20 protein-coding genes are annotated in these 19,279 nt (G+C 63.7%); 11 read left to right on the forward strand and 9 right to left on the reverse strand.

The annotated features are described in order from the left end of the window. Positions 1-26: 26 nt before the first annotated feature. Positions 27-1,076 (reverse strand): adenosine kinase, encoded by a 1,050-nt coding sequence (locus ACNAOH_RS09105; RefSeq protein ID WP_443969874.1) that lies wholly within the window; start codon positions 1,074-1,076, stop codon positions 27-29. A gap of 28 nt (positions 1,077-1,104) precedes the next feature. Between ACNAOH_RS09105 and ACNAOH_RS09110 the strand changes: the two genes are divergently transcribed. Beyond that, on the forward strand, positions 1,105-1,797 hold the full coding sequence (locus ACNAOH_RS09110; protein WP_443969875.1) for an EI24 domain-containing protein: 693 nt from the start codon (positions 1,105-1,107) through the stop codon (positions 1,795-1,797). Further along, positions 1,794-2,159, forward strand: coding sequence for a hypothetical protein (locus tag ACNAOH_RS09115; protein ID WP_443969876.1), 366 nt, complete (start codon positions 1,794-1,796; stop codon positions 2,157-2,159). Before ACNAOH_RS09110 ends, ACNAOH_RS09115 begins: the two co-directional genes overlap by 4 nt. Here the strand turns inward: ACNAOH_RS09115 and queG are convergent. Further along, positions 2,140-3,201, reverse strand: coding sequence for a tRNA epoxyqueuosine(34) reductase QueG (gene queG / locus ACNAOH_RS09120; protein WP_443969877.1), 1,062 nt, complete (start codon positions 3,199-3,201; stop codon positions 2,140-2,142). The two genes, ACNAOH_RS09115 and queG, sit on opposite strands and share 20 nt — an antisense overlap. A 78-nt stretch (positions 3,202-3,279) precedes the next feature. Between queG and msrB the strand changes: the two genes are divergently transcribed. Then, a complete protein-coding gene (gene msrB / locus ACNAOH_RS09125; protein WP_443969878.1) occupies positions 3,280-3,774 on the forward strand; it encodes a peptide-methionine (R)-S-oxide reductase MsrB in 495 nt (164 codons plus the stop codon). On the opposite strand, the gene ACNAOH_RS09130 is transcribed toward msrB, so the two are convergent. The 3 genes from ACNAOH_RS09130 to ACNAOH_RS09140 are packed head-to-tail and all read right to left on the reverse strand — an operon-like array spanning position 3,771 to position 7,532. After that, on the reverse strand, positions 3,771-5,564 hold the full coding sequence (locus ACNAOH_RS09130; protein ID WP_443969879.1) for a hypothetical protein: 1,794 nt from the start codon (positions 5,562-5,564) through the stop codon (positions 3,771-3,773). The genes msrB and ACNAOH_RS09130 overlap by 4 nt on opposite strands. A 5-nt stretch (positions 5,565-5,569) precedes the next feature. Beyond that, on the reverse strand, positions 5,570-5,962 hold the full coding sequence (locus tag ACNAOH_RS09135) for a GtrA family protein (protein ID WP_443969880.1): 393 nt from the start codon (positions 5,960-5,962) through the stop codon (positions 5,570-5,572). A 4-nt stretch (positions 5,963-5,966) separates the two neighbouring features. Further along, the gene (locus ACNAOH_RS09140; RefSeq protein ID WP_443969881.1) at positions 5,967-7,532 is read right to left on the reverse strand and encodes an NAD(P)/FAD-dependent oxidoreductase; all 1,566 of its coding nucleotides are present in this window, start codon (positions 7,530-7,532) and stop codon (positions 5,967-5,969) included. Between the two features lie 195 nt (positions 7,533-7,727). On the opposite strand from ACNAOH_RS09140, the gene ACNAOH_RS09145 reads away from it, so the two are divergent. Next, positions 7,728-7,895, forward strand: a complete 168-nt coding sequence (locus ACNAOH_RS09145) for a YezD family protein (protein WP_443969882.1) — start codon at positions 7,728-7,730, stop codon at positions 7,893-7,895. 149 nt (positions 7,896-8,044) lie between these two features. Continuing rightward, entirely contained in the window at positions 8,045-10,552 is a 2,508-nt protein-coding gene (locus ACNAOH_RS09150; RefSeq protein ID WP_443969883.1) for a TonB-dependent receptor, read from the forward strand. 294 nt (positions 10,553-10,846) lie between these two features. On the opposite strand, the gene ACNAOH_RS09155 is transcribed toward ACNAOH_RS09150, so the two are convergent. The 3 genes from ACNAOH_RS09155 to ACNAOH_RS09165 all read right to left on the reverse strand — a co-directional run bounded on the left by ACNAOH_RS09155 (position 10,847) and on the right by ACNAOH_RS09165 (position 12,309). Beyond that, entirely contained in the window at positions 10,847-11,740 is an 894-nt protein-coding gene (locus ACNAOH_RS09155) for a hypothetical protein (RefSeq protein WP_443972162.1), read from the reverse strand. Then, a complete protein-coding gene (locus ACNAOH_RS09160; protein WP_443969884.1) occupies positions 11,698-11,853 on the reverse strand; it encodes a DUF6471 domain-containing protein in 156 nt (51 codons plus the stop codon). The genes ACNAOH_RS09155 and ACNAOH_RS09160 overlap by 43 nt, the downstream gene beginning before the upstream one ends. An 87-nt stretch (positions 11,854-11,940) precedes the next feature. Continuing rightward, the gene (locus tag ACNAOH_RS09165) at positions 11,941-12,309 is read right to left on the reverse strand and encodes a MerC domain-containing protein (RefSeq protein ID WP_443972095.1); all 369 of its coding nucleotides are present in this window, start codon (positions 12,307-12,309) and stop codon (positions 11,941-11,943) included. Positions 12,310-12,419: 110 nt separating this feature from the next. Here ACNAOH_RS09165 and ACNAOH_RS09170 point away from each other — a divergent pair, with 110 nt between their 5' ends. The 4 genes from ACNAOH_RS09170 (at position 12,420) to ACNAOH_RS09185 (ending at position 15,041) form a co-directional block, all read left to right on the forward strand. Continuing rightward, positions 12,420-13,490 (forward strand): COX15/CtaA family protein, encoded by a 1,071-nt coding sequence (locus tag ACNAOH_RS09170; protein ID WP_443969885.1) that lies wholly within the window; start codon positions 12,420-12,422, stop codon positions 13,488-13,490. 163 nt (positions 13,491-13,653) lie between these two features. After that, positions 13,654-14,133, forward strand: a complete 480-nt coding sequence (rplM, locus tag ACNAOH_RS09175) for a 50S ribosomal protein L13 (protein WP_443969886.1) — start codon at positions 13,654-13,656, stop codon at positions 14,131-14,133. After that, a complete protein-coding gene (rpsI, locus tag ACNAOH_RS09180; RefSeq protein WP_443969887.1) occupies positions 14,133-14,657 on the forward strand; it encodes a 30S ribosomal protein S9 in 525 nt (174 codons plus the stop codon). The genes rplM and rpsI overlap by 1 nt, the downstream gene beginning before the upstream one ends. A 153-nt stretch (positions 14,658-14,810) precedes the next feature. After that, complete coding sequence (locus ACNAOH_RS09185) at positions 14,811-15,041, forward strand: zinc-finger domain-containing protein (protein ID WP_443969888.1); 231 nt, start codon at positions 14,811-14,813, stop codon at positions 15,039-15,041. Positions 15,042-15,214: 173 nt separating this feature from the next. Here ACNAOH_RS09185 and ACNAOH_RS09190 read toward each other — a convergent pair whose 3' ends face one another. After that, positions 15,215-15,571 (reverse strand): hypothetical protein, encoded by a 357-nt coding sequence (locus tag ACNAOH_RS09190; RefSeq protein WP_443969889.1) that lies wholly within the window; start codon positions 15,569-15,571, stop codon positions 15,215-15,217. 876 nt (positions 15,572-16,447) lie between these two features. Between ACNAOH_RS09190 and ACNAOH_RS09195 the strand changes: the two genes are divergently transcribed. Beyond that, complete coding sequence (locus ACNAOH_RS09195; RefSeq protein ID WP_443969890.1) at positions 16,448-17,200, forward strand: hypothetical protein; 753 nt, start codon at positions 16,448-16,450, stop codon at positions 17,198-17,200. A gap of 607 nt (positions 17,201-17,807) precedes the next feature. Beyond that, positions 17,808-19,277 carry a metalloprotease TldD gene (gene tldD / locus ACNAOH_RS09200; RefSeq protein WP_443969891.1) on the forward strand — a complete coding sequence of 490 codons (1,470 nt, stop codon included), beginning with the start codon at positions 17,808-17,810 and terminating at the stop codon, positions 19,275-19,277. Positions 19,278-19,279: the final 2 nt, after the last annotated feature.

Raw genomic sequence — 19,279 nt, forward strand, 5'->3', positions numbered from 1 at the left:
CCGTCAGAGCTGAATGTGCAAGCGTCCTAAAGTAGGTCGCCCAGCAGCGCCTTAAGATCCGCCTCCGGCCGTGCGCCGAAATGGCTGATGATTTCCGCAGCGGCGATTGCGCCCATCTTCAGGCTTTGCGCCGGAGCCTTGCCGGCCACATAACCCGCGAGGAAGCCTGCCGCGAAGAGATCGCCCGCGCCAGTGGTGTCGACCACCTGAGCAATCGGCGCGGCGGCCACTTCATGACGTGTGCCGCCAGTGATGGCGATGGCGCCCTTCTCGCTGCGTGTGACAACCAGCGTCGGCACCTTCGCGGAGACCTGCGCGATCGCGCTCTCGCAGTCCGTGCTTTGGGTGAGCGAAAGAATCTCGGTCTCGTTGGCGAAGAGGATGTCGATCAGCCCCTCGTCGATGAGCTTCAGGAAGTCGGCGCGGTGGCGCTCGATCACGAAGGCGTCGGAGAGCGTGAAGGCGATTTCGCGGCCCGCCTCGCGCGCCGTGGCGATGGCGCTGCGCATCGCCGCGCGCGGCTCTTCCGGATCCCAGAGATAGCCCTCAAGATACAGGATGCGGGCCGAGCGGATGAGATCCGCGTCGATCGCGGCGGGCGGCAGAAACTGTGACGCGCCGAGGAAGGTGTTCATCGTGCGCTGGCCGTCCGGCGTCACCATGATGAGACAAAGCGCCGTGGGCGGATCGCCCGCGCGCGATGCAGTGTCGAACCGGATGCCGAGCGCGCGGATGTCATGCGCGAAGACCTTGCCGAGCTGGTCCTGCGCGACCTGCCCGATGAAGCCGCAGCTGCGGCCCATCGCCGCGAGACCCGCGAGCGTGTTCGCCGCTGATCCGCCCGAGATTTCCACGCCCGGTCCCATCGCGCTGTAGAGTTCGTCGGCAGTCGTCGTGTCGATGAGCTGCATCCCGCCCTTGGTGAGGCCATGTTCGGCGATGAAGCTGTCGTCGGCGCGGGCAAGCACGTCGACGATTGCGTTGCCGATCGCGACGACATCCAGAGTGGGCTGGGACAAGCAGGGTTTCCTTGGCTGATGATGAGATGGCGCCGGACTAGCCTGCGCGTGGGGCATAAGGCAATGCCGCATTGACGGCGCGCGGATGCGGGCGGAAACAGGCGGTATGATCGTCGCTGCTCTGATCCGCGCCGTTCCGGACGTGCTGTTGCCCGGCGTGCGGAGCGTGCTGCTTCTCTCGCTGCTGCTGACAGCGCTGGTTTTCGCGCTTCTGGGCGCGCTGCTCTGGCTCGGCCTCGGCTGGCTGTTCGCCTGGGCGGGCTGGACGCAGATGGAGGGCTTTGCGAGCGCCACGCTGGCTGCGCTCACGGCCATCGCCTGCGGCTGGCTGCTGTTTCGCGCCGTCGCCATGGGCGTCATCGGCCTCTTCGCAGACCGGATCGTATCGGCAGTTGAGGCGGCGGATTATCCCGACGCACACACCGCCGCGCGGCCGGTGCCCTTCATGGCGGGCCTCCGCGTCTCCGTCCGCTCGGTCGTTCGCGCGCTCTTCTGGAACCTCGCCGCGCTGCCGCTCTATCTTGCCTTGCTGGTCACTGGTGTGGGCACGGCGCTGCTCTTCCTGGTGCTCAATAGCTATTTGTTGGGCCGGGATCTTGCCGAGCTCATCGAGCCGCGCCACCCCGGCGTTGCCCGCTTCAGCCGCGCCGCGCGCTGGCAGCTTGGCCTCGTCTCGGCGCTGCTTTTCCTGGTGCCCGTCGCGAACCTGTTTGCGCCCGTGCTGAGCGTGGCTATGGCCGTGCATCTGTTCCATCGGCGTGAGGCACTGGCGTCTTGAAGCTCCTGCAAGGCATCGTCCCGCTTCTCTCGGTCGCGCTTGCGGGTTGTGGCGGCACGATCGTTCCGCCCTCGGCGGGCTTCACGCCTGCCAGTCCGCCGCCTCGTTCGGGCGGGCGCGGCGCCACCATCATCGGGAGCAGTGCGCGGGATCTCATCGCGCAGTTCGGCCAGCCCCGCCTGGATATTCGGGATCCCACCGCACACAAGCTCCAGTTCGGCAATGGCCAGTGCGTGATGGATGCTTATCTCTATCCGCCAAGGGAGCGCCGCGAGCCCGTTGTCACTTATGCGGAGGCGCGGCAGACGGCCACCGGCACGGCAATGCCCTGGCAGGATTGCGCTAGAGCTCTGAAGCGCTGAGCCGCCCGGTAGCCCAGGCGGCGGCTTCCGCGACGACGGGGTCGGGGTCAGCAAGCAGGACTTCAAGCCGCGCGAGCAGGCGCTTGTCCCCGCTGTTGCCTGCGGCGATTGCCGCGTTGCGCACCATGCGGTCACGGCCGATCCGCTTGATCGGCGAGCCGGCGAAGACCTGCCGGAATCCGGCATCGTCCAGCGCCAGCAGGTCGGCAAGAGCGGGCGCGACCAGCTCCGCGCGCGGTAGGAAGGCCCGGTGCGCATTCGCCGTCTTCGCGAACTTGTTCCACGGGCAGACTGCAAGGCAGTCGTCGCAGCCATAGACATGGTTGCCGATGCCTTCGCGCAGATCGTGCGGGATCGGCCCTTTATGCTCGATGGTGAGGTAGGAAATGCAGCGCCGCGCATCGAGCCGATAGGGCGCGGGGAAGGCGTCGGTCGGGCAGGCGCGCTGGCAGGCGTCGCACGAACCGCAGCGGTCCTTTCCCGGCCCGTCGGGCGCCAGCGCGACCGCGAGATAGATCGAGCCGAGGAACAGCCAGCTCCCTTCCGCGCGGCTCACCAGATTGCTGTGCTTGCCCTGCCAGCCGAGCCCCGCCGCGGCGGCAAGCGGCTTCTCCATGACCGGCGCCGTATCGACGAAGACCTTGAGCGGCGCACCCGTCTCTTCCGCGATCCAGCGGGCGAGCGCCTTCAGCGCCTTCTTCACGATATCGTGATAGTCCTGCCCTTGCGCATAGACGGAGATGCGCCCCCGGTCGGGATGCGCGCCGAGCGCCATTGGGTCGGCGCTCGGCGCATAGCTCATGCCCAGCATCAGGATGGAGCGGACTTCAGACCACAGAGTGGCGGGATCAGAGCGCTGATCCGCTCGCGCCTCCATCCACGCCATCTCGCCATGCGCGCCCTCGTCGAGCCACAGGCGCAGGCGACCGGGCGCCTCCGGAATTGCATCGGGAGATGCCACCGCGCAGGACGTGAAGCCGAGCGCCAGCGCCTGCGCCATAATGCGCGACTTGAGGTCGTCGGTTGGCAATGGTGCGTTCATGCGCTTTCGCCGTAACTTATAGGGGCATGAATGCGAAGTCCGAGTCGCGGCGGCATGAGGCATTGGAGGAATGAAGCCATGATCGACAGGCGCGTGTTTCTGGCCGGCACAGGCGTGGCGATCGTCGCGCTTACGATCGGTCTCGATCCGTTCGGCGATGTCGAGGCGGCTGCACCCGCGACCGATCCGCGCTTTCGCCTGACGGATGCCGAGTGGAAGAAGCGGCTCACTGCGGGTCAATATAATGTGTTGCGGCGGAGTGCGACCGAAGCGCCGTTCAGCTCGCCGCTCGACAAGGAGCATCGCAAGGGCGTGTTCCAGTGCGCGGGTTGCGCGCTACCGCTCTATTCGTCGGCGACCAAGTTTGACAGCGGCACCGGCTGGCCGAGTTTCTACCGGCCCTTGCCGCGCGCCATCGGCACATCGGTCGATCATGAGCTGGGCTATGCCCGCACCGAAGTCCACTGCTCGCGCTGCGGCGGGCATCTGGGCCATGTCTTCGATGATGGGCCGCCGCCCACCGGCAAGCGCTACTGCATGAACGGCGTGGCGCTGCGCTTCGTGGCAGCTTAGCGGGAGGTGCGCTCCACCCGATAGACGCGCAGCGTGTTGCTCGGCTGGAGCGGGACACGCGTCAGCCAGCCGGGCACATTGTCCTTCTCAAGCATCGCCATCAGGCCTCTCGGCGCGAATTCGGCAAGCCGCTTCACTTCGCCCAGACCGGGACAATAGACGATGAAGTCGGCGCCTGCCCTTCGCGCGGTCTCGCGTGCGGCATTGGGTGACGAGACGAACGTGCGGACCACGGCATCCATGCCCGTGATATTGCGGTGATGGCCCGATCCGATGATGCTGTTGTGGGTGGCGGCGAGAATATACGGCCCCACGTCGAGCGTAGCGAGAATGCGGGCGGGCGCGACCTTTTCGAGCGCCGCCACGGACTGGGAGGTCGTGCAGCTCGCCTCGGTGGACGCGCCCGGCTGTTTGGTATCGTTGTGGCTGGCATCCAGTATCGCGGCTGTCGCGGAGGCGGCGCCAAGCGGCGAGAACAGGGCCGTCGCGGCTGTCACGATCACCCGGATCGGCATGGCCCGCAGGCTTTGCGCGCGCTGCGCCAGTCGCACGAGCAGCCAGGCATTGCCCGGAAGGGCAGTGAAATGGGCGAAGCCCATGGCGCGCATCACGTCCAGCGACACGAGAAAGGCAAAGAGCTGCATCGCCAGAAGCGAGCCCCACGCCGCCCGCTGTTGCGGAGTCTTCGCGCCGCGCAGGGCGAGCGCCGAGCCGATCGCGCCGAACAAGGCAGGCATCAGGATGGCGGCCTGCAGCGCGGGAGTCTGGGTGGTAATAGGTCGGCCCTCCGCGACGCCAAGATACCAGAGGCGATAGACGAGCGGGGTGAGCGTCTCGAACGGGCCGGCGAGACAAGCGGAGGCAGTCGAAACATAAGTGATGGCCCCGGCGGCCCCGGCAAGCGCCATCGCCATGGCGCGCTGCCAACCAAGATCGAGCGGAAGAAGCGCGCGCGCGCCAAAAAGCACTGCGCAGCAGGTTGTGAGCGGAATGAGGAGGCTGGGCGAGATGGCGTCGCACACCGGGAGGAAGGCCGCCATGCCGCCATGGCCGAGCGGCAGCATCAGCCAGGACGCAGCAGTTAATGCTGCAAGATAGACCATGAGCGAACGCAGCCGATCCCGGCGGACAAGATCGCCAATTGCAATGATGAGTCCGGCCGCGACCGCATAGGGCAAGCCCTCCATCGAGATTTGCATCCAGCCTGCCAGAGCCAGCCCCGCGACGAGGGCACCCTTGCCGCTCTGCTGGGCCGGGTAGAGCAGTCCATGGAGCGCGACCGCGCCCATCAGGATCTGCCAGCCATGATGGTCGATGCGCAGCGGCGTGAACTGGATGAGAATGGGGAGCGAGGTCGCGAGGAGCAGGCAGGCAAGCACGGCAGTGGCGCGGGACAGGTCGAGCGGTCGCCTCAGTCCGTAGAGAAGCGCCATCAGGCCACCGAGCAGGACGAGAGGGACGGTGACCAGCGTGATCCGTTCGGCTGCGCCCGTCCCCGCAATCGGTGTCAGAAGGGCGATCGGTATCGCGATCGGCACATCCACCAGCCGGGACCAGTGCATGACCACGGGCGTCGCGGTGGCGAAGCGGTGCTGGACGAGATCGAAGAAGCTTTGGCCCGCCAGAAGGTCACGCACCTGAACCAGCCGGAGCGCGTCGTCCGTGTCGCGATAGTCGAGCGTAAGGATGCTGCTCCAGCCCCGCAGGATCATGATGGCGCAGACCGCGAGCCAGATCAGCCCGACAAGGCCATGGGCCAGTCGCGGCGAGAGGGTGCCAGTGTTCGTCATGCTGCTTACGCCGCGAAGACGATGGTCTTGCGCAGGAGATAGGTCGCCTGAAAGCTGACGATGATCGCCGCGCCTTTAGCAAGGATAGGCGGAACGCCGGCAGCCTCGCCCAGCCCGACGATTGCGACGGTGAGCAATAGCCCGACCAGCGCCGATCCCACGAAGAGCCCCTTCTGACGCAACCGGGCGGGGCCGCGCGCTGCGAGGTTGCCGAAGACGAAGCGCGAGGACAGCATCCAGTGCGCGACGATGCCGACCATATAGCCTGCCGCCGAAGCGCGTGTCGCGGCGCCACCGGACTGGAGCACGGCGAGGAAGACGAGCATGTCGACAGCCAGCGCCGCCACGCTCGCCGTCGCGTAGCGCAGATAGGTCGCGGCTATGCCATAGGCGGTCATTGCGTCAGGCCGCGCGCTTGGCGGGGGTCGGCACGGGCGTCGGTACAGCGCGTTCGCTGGCCAGTGCGGCGCGTTCGCCTGCGGTCAGCGCCACGCGGGCCTGCTCGCCGTCGCGGCCTGCCTCGTGATACTCCGCGTCTTCGTTCACTGCCCAGATGTCGTAGATGCGGCTGCCGGCCTCGATGTTCCGCACGGTCAGCATCGCCGTCATCATGGCATGATCCTGATTATTGTAGCGATGCATGCCGTTGCGGCCCACAAGGTGCAGGGTCGGGAAACGCTCTTCCAGCTCGGCCCGCATCTGTGCGACATGCGCCGCATAGGCATCGTCATAGACCGGATAGGCCTTCTCCTGACGGACGACCGTGCCGCCGATCACCTGATCGGGCGTGACGAGGCCGATTTGCGCCAGTTCGCGCGTGGCGAGGGCCACCAGATCGTCGTCGGTCGCGCTCCACAGGCCGTCGCCCTCGAAGCAGAAATATTCAAGGCCCACGCAGGCGATTTCCGGGTCCGGCACCATTTCCGGCGACCAGCTGCGGAAGTTCTGTACCCGGCCCACCTTCACGCTCGAGTCGTGGATATAGATCCAGTTGTCCGGGAAGAGATCGTCCGAGCGGATCATCAGCGCCACGGTCAGGAAGTCGCGATATTTGAGCGCCAGCGCGTTGCCCAGCGTCTCGGGCACCGGGTGAAGCCGGCCGGCGAGTTCGCGCATCGGCGCGGAGCTGATGACGTGCGCGGCGTCGATCGTCGCCGTGCCGCCCTCGCTGGTGGTTGCGGCCACACGCCAGCGGCCCGTCACCTGATCGAGGCTGAGCTGCTTCAGCGCATGGCCCATCAGCACATTGTTCCCACCCGCGATCACATGGTCACGCGCGGCCTCCCACATCATGCCGGGGCCGAGGCGCGGATAGCGGAAATTCTCCAGCAGCGACTTCGCGCCCATGCCGTCATTGGGTGCCTTGTTGAGCTTCAGGCTCCGCTTGAGGCCGTCCATCACGGCGGCGCCCAGGCTCAGCCCCTTTATGCGCTGCGCGGCCCAGTCGGCGGACATGGTGTCGCACGGCATGCCCCACACCTTCTCGGTGTAGGTCTTGAAGAAGGTGCGGTAGAGCTTGCGGCCGAACTGATTCACCACCCAGTCCTCGAAGCTCCTGACCTCGCGGATCGGCATCAGCTTCGCCTTGGCGTAGCTTGCCATGCACAGCGCGGAGTTGACGAGGCCGAGATTGCGCAGCGCCTCGAAGGCGCGCAGCGGATAGGAATAGAAGCGGCCGCCATAGAAGATGCGGCTCATGCGCGGGCGGTCGATGAAGTCGTGCGGCAGGATTTCGTTCCAGAGCGCCACGACGTCCTGCGACTTGGAGAAGAAGCGGTGCCCGCCAATGTCGAAGCGGAAGCCCTCATGCTCCACCGTGCGGCTGATCCCGCCGACATAGTGCGGGTCCTTCTCGATGACCGAGACGCTGTAGCCGGCCTTGGTCAGCAGATAGGCGGCGGTCAGTCCCGCCGGTCCAGCGCCGATGATCGCGACGTCCACCTTACTGTCGGCATTGTTAACAGGCATGAGTCCCCCAGCGCTCCATGTCCCCGCAGAAGTGGAGAAGAAGGGCTAAGAAGTGGTTAATGGAGCGTTTGCGCCTCCTGCCACATACACGCACAATATTCTCTATTGCATACATAGAGAAATCCTTTGAACGAAATCTAATTGTCAACTAAAGAAGTTGATAATAGACGATCGCCTCGCAAGGAGATATGTTTCATGGCCCTCACGACCGAGACCTCGCACTCCGGCCCGCGCCTGCATGGCGAGGCTCTCAAGGCCGTCGAGCGCGCGCTGGAGACATTGCGCTTCGGCTCGGTGCAGCTCGTTCTGCACGAGGGCCGGGTCGTCCAGATCGAAGTGACCGAGCGCCAGCGTTTCACCTGAGCGCCGCCGAATAATCCGCCGGGCACGATGTCCTGCGGCCCCACCCCGCCGCGTGACCGGACCTGCCGGATCGCGGCGGCGGACAACCAATCAACAGATGTGCGCCACGGACCGGACTGCCGGATGTCGCGCTGAAAAGGGGTTGTCCAATGTCCATCAGAACCAGATTCGTGCCCACGCTGCTCACCGGGCTTGCCGCTTCGCTCGGCGCATCCGCCGTCCATGCGCAGGAGGCCGCACCGCCACCGGCACAGGCTCAGGCGCCGCAGGACGATGCCGCGCAGTCCACCAATCCGCGCGGCGACGTCATCGTCGTCACGGCCCGCCGCCGTACGGAAACCGCGCAGGACGTGCCGCTGGCCATCTCCGTCATTCGTGGCGACAGCATCGAGGCGACCGGCAACTTCAACGTCGTAAAACTCCAGCAGCTTGCGCCGACGCTGCAGGTTTACGTCACCAATCCGCGCAATACCTCGGTCAACATCCGTGGCCTTGGCGTGCCGTTTGGCCTCACCAGCGATGGTTTCGAGCAGGGCGTCGGCATCTATGTGGACGATGTGTATAATTCGCGCGTCGCCGCCGCCACGTTCGACTTCCTCGACGTCGCCCAGGTCGAGGTGCTGCGCGGCCCGCAGGGCACGCTCTACGGCAAGAACACCACGGCCGGCGCGATCAACATCACGACCAACCAGCCGACCTTCGATTTCGAGGGCGGGGCGGAGCTGACCGCCGGCAACCTCAACTACAAGCAGGCCAAGGCGTTCGTCTCCGGCCCGTTGTCGGACAAGGTTGCCGCGCGCATCGCTGTCGCGACCACCAGCCGTCGCGGCCTCTATTTCAACACCGCGACCCAGCGCTACATCAACGAGCAGGACAATCTGGGCCTGCGCGGCACCTTGCTCTTCAAACCCAATGAGGATCTCAGCATCACCCTCTCGGGCGACTACAGCAAGCAGGACCCCGAATGCTGCGGCACAGTGTTCGTGCGTCTTGGGCAGACCCAGCGCCCGCTCAATCGTCAGTATGACGCGCTGGTCAACGCGATCAACGCTGCGAATCCTGGCCGTAATTACGCCGTGCCCAGCCGCAATCCCTATGACCGCCTCACGGATCTCGATTCCAGCCTCAACGCTGGCAACAAGATCGGCGGCGCGTCGCTGAAGGTGAACTGGGATGTCGGACCGGGCACCTTCACGTCCGTCACGGCCTGGCGCTTCTGGGACTGGAAGCCGGAGAATGACCGCGATTTCACGGGCCTCTCCGTCGTTTCCCGCTCGCAAAACCCTTCGCAGCAGGATCAGTACAGCCAGGAGTTCCGCTACAATTACACGAGCCAGAAGATCGACTTCGTGGTCGGTGCCTTCGGCTTCAAGCAGCGGATCGACACGCAGGGCACCGAGCAGCAGGGCCGCGACGCCACGCGCTGGAGCCTCGCGCCCTCCACCGATCCGAACAACGTCTATAATCGGCCCGAGGTGCTGAACGGCCTCACCGCGGCCAACACCCAGTATCTCAAGAGCACCAGCGCGGCGCTCTTCGGTCAGCTGAGCTGGAAGGTGACGGATGCACTGACCATCCAGCCGGGCGTCCGCCTCAACTATGACAAGAAGACCGGCTTCTATCAGCGCATCGTGACGACGGGCTCGGGAGCGCTCATCACCAGCTGCGCGCCCGCGGCCACGGCGGGCAATGCCGTGCTCACCGCGCAGTGCGGCGTCTATCAGCCGCAGCTGACTCAGCCGTCGGTCAGCGACTGGAACTTCAGCTACGACCTCAACGTGAACTATAAGTTCGCGCGCGATATCCTCGGCTATGCGACCTATGCCAAGAGCTTCAAGACCGTGGGCATCAACCAGAACGGCCTGCCGCTCGATACCAACAACCAGCCGGTGCTCTCCGCCAGCACCGTTCGGCCGGAGTCGGTCAATCATTATGAGATCGGCCTCAAGACCCAGTTCTGGGATCGCCGGGCGACCTTCAACCTCAGTGCCTTCCGCACGGATATCGACGATTTCCAGGCGACGGTGAACGGTGGCCAGTTCGGCACCGTGCGCGGCTATCTCGCCAATGCCGAGAAGGTCCGCTCGCAGGGCATAGAGGCAGACTTCAAGGTGCGCACCAGCGAGCGGTTCACGGCCTATGCAAACGCGGCCTATACCGATGCCAAATATGAGAAGTTCACCAATGCGCCGTGCCCGCCCGAGCTCTCCGGCGGCACCTTCGTCGCGGCGAACGGCAGCCAGACGCCGAGCGCCCCCGGCACGCCCGGCGGCCTCAGCCCACGCCAGTGCGACATTTCGGGGCAGGATCTGCCCGGCGTGTCGAAATGGGCCTTCTCCTATGGCGCGGAATATAACGTGCCCGTCACGCTGCTCGCCAAGGAAGGTCAGGTCTATTTCGGCGTGGACGGCAATTACCGCTCGCACTGGAACTCCAACGCCTCGCCGTCGATCTACACCAATGTGGAAGGCTATGCGCTCACCAACCTGCGCGTCGGCTTCCGCGGCGAAGGCTTCGATGTCTTCGGCTGGGTGCGCAATGCGTTCGACGTGAACTTCATCGAGAACCTGCAGGTCGCGCCGGGCAATGTCGGCCTCATCGCCGGCCAGCCGGGCGATCCGCGCACATGGGGCGGCACGCTCAAGTTCCGGTTCTAAGCGCTAAGCCGGCCTACAGGTTCGTATATAGGCCGCCCAAGGAGCGAATGCTCGACCTTAGCCCTCTCCCGCTTTCGCAGAGGAACCAAATGCGTAATTTAGCCCTCTCCCGCTTTCGCGGGAGAGGGTTGGGTGAGCGTCTTCTTGTCCAGAACGGCAGGGATCACATCGCGACATCAGCTACTGGATTCCGTTCGTGGGAATGACCGGCATTATGTAGCTGTTACAGGAATGTCACCGGATGCGGTACCGTTGGCGGTTGCCGTGATTAGCGCGGTGTCGGCGATGTCGGCGCTATGTGCTGGATGGCAGATTGGTGCAGGCGGTTTCTCTGACAAGGTTGTGGTTCACTCCGCCCATCCCATCTCGGACTGGAACGCCCGTAATCTCATAACAAAAGAAGGTTTTAAACGAAGCAGAGTAGATGGTAGTGTATTCGAGATAACCGATCAGGTAGCTAGGGTATTTTGCGCGTTTCCGGACTTTAAATTGGGTCAGTATTTTCTCAACGCTCGGAATGGCAATCTCCGCGAAGTTGTTCACCTTACTCAGCTTGAAGGTGAAAATAGGCGTTTCAACTTGAGTGTAAAATACCCGGAGATTGATCGCATTAGTTCGCCCATGATTGAGCACGGCAATTTCAATCATGGCGCCATCTTTGGCGTCAAGCGGCGTCGGCCATGCTGCCATGCGGACAATGGAGAGGATGGCCCGCTCGGACTGCACCATTGCATTTCGGGAATCGGTAGCGTCTCGCTCCGCCTTGTCGGCTTGGCGTCGAGCTATGACGTTAGCCTCTCGCGTTTCCGCAAAGGTCGCCCAAACCAAATAGACGCCAAAAGCACTCAGGATCATTCCGAAAACGGCGGAACCGCCCATGATATAGGTCCAGAGCGCGGAAGTTCGCTGCGCTACGAGATCATACTCTTCTCGCTCATATGCGCGTCTTTCGTGGCGTGCTTCATCAAGGCACTCCGTCTTCTTAGCGACCGTCATTTGGACGCAGGTATTGGCTACCTTCTCGTAGGTATAAGCGGAATATTCGCGAGCATGCTCATCGGCTTCCCGCTGGTATTTGGCACCTTCTGACTGACCCCACGATATGACGAGGGCCATCGCCAATGCGCAGGCTACCCCTCCGAGCGCTAATCCAGCCTTAGATTTTGCGCCCCAATCGCGCTTAGGCATCGCAGCAAGAACGCAGCCGTGAAGCCGCCGCGGCTAATCTTGTTGTTAAGATTTCGCTCGTTCTCGACGACCCCAATTGTCGCCAGCTTTTCGGCCAATTGCGCATAAGTCACCCCCCGGCATTTCAGCGCGCCTTTTAGCAGGTTCTTTGCGCGAGTCTCAACTCAGGCGACCTCTGCCGCCCGACCTATCCCCCCGCCTCAATAAGCCCGGCGGTTGAGTTCATGGCCCAGCGCAAGAGTGGCGAGGCCCAGCAGCGTGAAGACGATCTCGTCCGTGCCGTGCGGCATGGTGAGGGCGCCCGCCATTACGCCCAGCCCCAGCGACCCGACCGCCACCGGCAGCATCAGGCCGTGCCGCATCGCGCCGACGCCGAGCGCGACGGCGCCCAGCAGGATCGCGACGGCTAGGCCCGCTTCGTGGATGATCGGCGCGGCAAAGAGCCCGGCCATGGAGGAGAACATGCCGACGAGCAGCGCCGTCGCCAGGCAGTGCACCGCGCACAGGCCGGAGAGGCCCATGGCAAAGCGGTCGAGGCGCCAGGCATGATGTGCGTGCAGAGTCGGCATCGCCACGCAGATAGGCGCATGACGACGAAGTTACAATATATCATCATGGATAATCGGGTGGGACCATCTGCCATCTTGCACCTGTCGATGGCCCGGCGCATGGAGCAGCCATGTCTGGGACAGCAAATTCTCGCCTTTCGGGCTCGGCGCCAGTGAGCGCTGGCCATCGCCAGCCCCGGCCGCTCGCCATTGCCCGCTGGCTGCTCGCGGTCGCGGGGCTCATCCTGTTCATGGTGCTGGTCGGCGGCATCACCCGGCTCACTGAGTCGGGCCTTTCGATTACGGAGTGGAAGCCAGTGACTGGCGCGATCCCTCCGCTCACGCAGGCGGACTGGCAGGCCGAGTTCGCGCTTTACAAGCAGAGCTCGCAATATGCGCTGATGAACCAGGGCATGACGCTCGCCGCGTTCAAGCACATCTTCTTCTGGGAATATGCACACCGCCTGCTTGGTCGCCTCATTGGCCTGGCCTATGCGCTGCCGATGCTGTGGTTCTTTGCGCGGGGCGCTGTGCCGCGCGGCTATGGCCTTCGGCTGCTCGCGCTCTTGGTGCTCGGCGGGGCGCAGGGCGCGGTCGGCTGGTTCATGGTGAAGAGCGGCCTTACCGCGCGCGTGAATGTCGAGCCGGCGATGCTCGCCGCGCATCTCGGCATGGCGCTGCTGCTGCTGGGCGCCGTGGTGTGGACCGCGTGGGACATGCTGGTGCTGGCGCGCCGGCCGGATGCGCCGCGTGTCCGCCTGACGATTGGCGGTGGCGCCGTGCTCGCCATTCTTTTCCTGCAGCTTCTGCTGGGCGCACTCGTGGCCGGACTGCGCGCGGGCGCCGTCTCCAGCACATGGCCGCTGATGAACGATCATTTCGTGCCGCAGGGCATTGCCTGGTGGGGCAGCTTCTGGCTCACCATCACCAGCGATCCGTTTCTGGTCCACTTCCTCCACCGCTGGTGGGCATGGGTGGCGCTCATCGCGCTGGTGCTGACGGCCAAGGCGCTGCGGCGGCAGGGCGCGCTGGCGCTCAGCTCCGTCCTGCTCGGCGTCGTGCTGTTCCAGATCATGCTCGGCATCGCCACGGTGGTGACGATGGTCGCGCTGCCCTTCGCCGCGCTTCACCAGCTTGTCGGCGCGCTGCTTTTCGCTGTCGCGGTGGCAGGCGCACACCGGCTCGCGCAGGCCTCCCGCTAGCATCGGGTATTCAGATACCCGTCAGCAATGGCGCGCTTTTGCTTGACTTGAGCGCTGCTCCGCGTCATTAGCGCGCCACCAGCGGCGCCCGGATCGGGTGCCGTTTTGCTGTTCACGGGGCAGGCTCTTTCAAGGCCCGGCCCATCTACGGAGTCACAGGGCCATGAAGGCGCTCATGAAGACGACCAAGTCGGCCAATGCCGCCACGGTCGAGAAGAAGTGGCTGCTGATCGACGCGGAGGGCCTCGTCGTTGGCCGCGCTGCCTCGATCATCGCCAATATCCTGCGCGGCAAGCACAAGCCGAGCTACACCCCGCATGTCGATTGCGGTGACAATGTCATCGTCATCAATGCCGACAAGGTGAAGTTCACGGGCAAGAAGCTGACCGACAAGGTCTATTACAAGCACACCGGCTATGCCGGCGGCATCAAGGAAACGACGCCGCAGAAGATCCTCGAGGGTCGCTTCCCCGAGCGCGTGCTGGAGAAGGCCGTTGAGCGCATGATCCCGCGCGGCCCGCTTGGTCGCCAGCAGATGCGCAACCTGCGCGTTTTCTCCGGCGCTGAGCACACGCATGAAGCTCAGAACCCCGAAGTGCTCGACATCGCGTCGCGCAACCGCAAGAACAAGGTGGGTGCCTAATGTCCGACACCGTCAATTCGCTTTCCGATCTTCAGGATCTCGGTGCCGCCACGGCTGCTCCCGCTGAGGGTGACGCCGCTGCGCCTGCCGCGCCGGTCGTCTCGAACGCGCCGCTGCGTAGCCAGGAGCTGGACAAGTTCGGCCGCTCCTACGCGACCGGCCGCCGCAAGGATGCCGTCGCTCGCGTGTGGGTGAAGCCCGGCACCGGCAAGATCACGGTCAACGGCCGCGATCAGGAGACCTATTTCGCGCGTCCCACGCTGCGTCTCGTCATCAACCAGCCCTTCACCGTCACGGAGCGGACCGGCCAGTATGATGTCATCTGCACCGTCAAGGGCGGCGGCCTCTCGGGTCAGGCCGGCGCGGTCAAGCATGGCATTGCCCAGGCGCTGACCAAGTACGAGCCGGCGCTGCGTCCGGCCGTGAAGGCGGAAGGCTTCCTCACGCGCGATAGCCGCGCCGTCGAGCGTAAGAAGTACGGCAAGGCGAAGGCCCGCCGCAGCTTCCAGTTCTCGAAGCGCTAATCGTTTCCAGAACACAGGTTTCAGGGGAGGGGCTGCTTCGGCGGCCCCTTTTCTTTTGGGGAAAACCCATGTGCGGCCCCGCGCGACGCAACCGCGCTTTCCTGCGCGCACTCTCTTGCCCGCCACCACAGGCTGATGCTAACCGCTCATTCCATGAATCCGCCACCTGAAATCATCCGAGTCACGGCCCACCGCGTCGCCTGCGACGGCTCCGGCCATGGCATCCCCGCCGCGCTTGGCCATCCGCGCGTGTTCCTGGAGATCGACGAGCATGGCTATGTCGATTGCGGCTATTGCGATCGGCGCTTCGTGCTCGCGCATGGCCCCGCCGACACGCCGGATCTGGCAGCCAAGCCGGACATTTCCTCGGGCGCCAGCCTTTAAGAATTTGGGGAGTCAGGCGGCGAACGCCTGACGCTCCCTGCGACACCGCGCTACGACGGCCGCGCGGCGTATGTGCGCCGATGCTTCGTCCGTCTCGCGCGGGCGCCCAACCACCCCGTCACTTCGCCTGTCCGTGCGGCTCCAAGCGCGGCGTCACCCTGTAGAACCCACCGTCACCCCGGACTTGATCCGGGGTCCCGCTTCTTGGCAAACAGGCGACGTTGCGCTTCGTTGATCGCGCCGTCATCCCAATCGACCTCACGCTTGGACAACGGGATATGGGCGCGCCGGTACTCGTTGTCGTAAAACAGGGTGCCGTGAATGCCGAGTGCGTCGCGCTTCAGGATCGGGCGATTCCAGAGGGGCGTAAGGACGGCGATCGCGGCTTCTTCGCCAAGCCGCTCGAAAAGGTCTTCGACCAGTTCGATGTCTCGCCCGTCCGGAAAGATCGCCGCGAACTCGTCCTCTGTCGCCTGAAACACGCTGAAGGTTGCGTTTACAGCGCCGTCGATGATCTGGACGTTCTTCATGATCAGTCTTTCGGAGTTTGACAGGATAATTAAAAATGATCCCGTTCCCATTGACCCACGTAACAGCCGGTCCCTAGCTGTTGCTTTTTAGGTGGGCAGTTTCACTGGCGGCAACCCTTGCTGCGCGCGACACTCATTAAGAGCCGGCAAAATAATGTCGCGCAGGCGCTCCAACTCTTGTTCGAGCGCAAGTAATTTTAGTTCGGCTAACTCCAAATCAGTTCTCCTTTAAACGGGCGAATCGGATAGGAGCGACCTTATTATCATGAAAGCGATAAGAAGAACAGAATGGGAACTTTTCAACTCGAAGTTGAATATTTCAGTGACTCGCCAAGCCGTCAAACTCCCGATATGCAAGTGGGATGACCCTTCCGGCACTAGCTGCGGCAACTAAAGCGATCGCTCAGTTTCCCGGGTGGAGTGAACCTGAGCCTGAGACCGGCTATTGCTGGTTTCACGCACCCTTGATGGTTGCGGGCGTCGTCCAACAGGGCTTCGTTCTACACGGCGGTTATCTAAAGCATGTGCCAGACGCGAATGTTTCGTTCGAGTTGTTAGTGAGCAAGCCGGGCGGCAAGCGAAAGTTGGCAATCGGACGCATTGATTGGAAGGCGGTGCGAGGCGGTCACACAAATCCCAAACGAAAGGGAAGTCCCCTGTCCGGAAAGCGAGTGAGTCATAGCCATCATCACTCGTTCGACCTGAACTGGTTAACCGCTGAGGATCGTATGCGATCTGGAAACCTCCCGATGGCAGAAGATATTGACCAAAGAATTCAAACCTTTGAGTCCCTTCGTTCAGAAGTTGGGAAACTCTTTCGAATCAATAACATAGACGTTGTAACGCCCCCTAAGTGGGAGTATGATTTGTTTGTAAATGGCTAGCCAAATCGACATAACCAAGGGAATTGCGCGCGCGGTTGAGGCGGCAGCCTCTGAGCTTGTGCGCGTTTCGCATTGGGGTGGGTCGAGCTACATCAGCCTGCCTCTCATCATGCCTAGCGGCACGTCGGCAACTGTCCGTGTTTCTGACAGTGGAGCGGGCTTTCGTGTCGATGATGGGGGCTTCGCATATCGGGAATTGGAAGCAATAGGCGCTGAGAGATCGTTCCCGAAGGCAGCGACAAAGTATGCCGCTTTTGAAGAGCTTCAAACCGATCGTCGTTCGATTTTCACTTACGCGACAGAGTCGGAGCTAGTGCGGGCAATTTGTGATGTTGGCACCGCCTCCCATGCTGTGGTCGATGATGTCTATCGGCGACTGGGGGACGAAGGAGCTGCGGAGATTGAGGACTATTTGCGCGAGCGACTGGAGGCAATCTTCGTGGGCGCGCGAGTCGAGCCCGAAGAGGAGATAAAGGGAGCCAGCTCTCATACATGGAGAATGAGCGCGGCGGTTCACCTATCGAGCGGACTGATTGTGTTTCAGGCTGTGCCGAACCACGCATATTCAGTCTATCGAGCTAGCACAGCTTTTAGAGACCTTAGCGAGCTTCCGACGCCTCCCAAATGCATTGCCGTAGTGAAGGATATGCGTGCACTAGGCGACAATCTAAACGTGTTGGCGCAAGCGGGCCGCGTTATTCAGGGTGATCAGCCAGACGAAACTTACAGGGTCGCGGCAGCGTGACGCCTTTCCTTTTCGCCGGCGCTTGCCTTTGGCTGATTGTCTGACTTTGTTGCTCAGGCGGAGCGGACGACATAGAACCAGCCGATCGCGATCAGTGCGAGCAATGGTGGGGCGCGTTACAGCGCTCCAAAATATCGAACACCCTTACCCGCTCGTGATGGTTCGCGGAAGGTGAACACCGAAGAGATGGCGCTGCAGTGCTTGGCGCTAATCTGCGCATGGATTGACCGAACCGACGCCCTAAACAGCCGTCAGAAGCCTTCCACGATGCTGGCATGGAAACTCCCGCCGGAACGATAGTCGTAGTGTGCTTAATCTTGTCAATCCCCTTTCCTACACCGCCCTTCCTCATCCACACTCGCGCATCCGCTCCGTCTGTCTGAGGCCGTACGATGCCCGCTTGTCGCCCCTCCGCGCCCTCTCTCCGCAGCGTCGATTTTTTTGCTCTAAGGACTAGAACCTTTAGAACCTTTCGCGGCCAGCCGGTGCCCTCCGCCGCCCGCACCGCCGCCTCGCCGTCCCCGCGTTTCGCCCGCAAAACCGCTCGGTCGCGATATGGGCCATATTGCGATTGGGCTTCGCGCCCGGCGCCCCTATATTCACGCCCATGACCGACACGCTCCACGCATCCGACTCGTCTGCCCCGCAGATCACAGACGTCCGCTCCTTCCTTTATCGGGATGGCGCGCTCGATCCCGATGGCGCGAAGCGCCTCACCGCGCAGGCGCTCGGCGCGTGCGAGGATGGCGAGCTCTATCTTCAGTATCGCGCCACGGAGAGTTTTGGCTTCGATGACGGCCGGCTCAAGACCGCCGATTATTCCACCGATGCCGGCTTCGGCCTGCGCGGCGTCTCGGGCGAGATGACCGGCTTCTCTCACGCGAACGACATTTCGGAGGCCGCGATCCGCAAGGCGGCGCAGACCCTGCAGCTTCTCGACCCCGCGAAGCACGCCCCCGCCGCCGCGCCCGCGCGCACCAATCGTCACCTCTATACGGAGGCGAACCCGCTCGATCTGGTGCCCTTTGCGAAGAAGGTGGAGCTGTGCGCGGCGATTGACGCTGCCGCCCGCGCGCGCGATCCGCGCGTGGTGCAGGTCTCCGCGAGCCTCGCGGGGAGCTGGTCGGTGGTCGAGATCGTCCGGGCGGACGGCTTCGTGGCGACGGACGTGCGGCCGCTGGTGCGCTTGAACGTCTCCGTCATCATGGAGGAGAATGGCCGCCGCGAGACCGGCGTGTTCGGCATTGGCGGGCGCTATCTCTATGACTCGCTCTTTGAGGAAGCGACCTGGCGCCGCGCCATTGATGAGGCGATTGCCCAGGCGGAGGTCAATCTGCGCTCTGTCGCTGCGCCTGCTGGCGAGATGACTGTGCTGCTTGGCCCCGGCTGGCCCGGCGTGCTGCTGCACGAGGCGATCGGTCACGGGCTGGAGGGCGACTTCAATCGCAAGGGCACCTCCGCTTTCTCCGGCCGCATTGGCGAGCGCGTCGCGGCGCCCGGCGTCACGGTGGTGGATGACGGCTCGATCATGAACAGGCGCGGCTCGCTCAGCATCGATGATGAGGGCACGCCGACGCAGGAGACGGTGCTGATCGAGGACGGCATACTGCGCGGCTACATGCAGGACCGGCTGAACGCCCGGCTCATGGGCGTCTCCGCCACGGGCAATGGCCGGCGCGAGAGCTATGCGCACGCGCCCATGCCGCGCATGACCAACACCTTTGCGAAGGCTGGCAATGACGATCCGGCCGAGCTGCTGAGCCGCGTGAAGAACGGCATCTTCGCCAAGAGCTTCGGCGGCGGTCAGGTGGATATCGTCTCGGGCAAGTTCGTCTTCACGTGTACGGAGGCCTATCGCGTGCAGGACGGCAAGCTGGGCGATCCCATCAAGGGCGCCACGATCATCGGCGACGGGCCGACCGCGCTCACCCGCGTCATCGGCATCGGCAATGATCTCGCGCTGGATGAGGGCATTGGCGTGTGCGGCAAGGGCGGGCAGAGCGTGCCCGCCGGCGTCGGTCAGCCCACCCTGCTGCTGGACGGTCTCACCGTCGGCGGCACGGCGGCGGCGGCCTGAGC

It is taken from the genome of Sphingobium sp. CR28 (assembly GCF_052327305.1).
GTDB lineage: Bacteria > Pseudomonadota > Alphaproteobacteria > Sphingomonadales > Sphingomonadaceae > Sphingobium.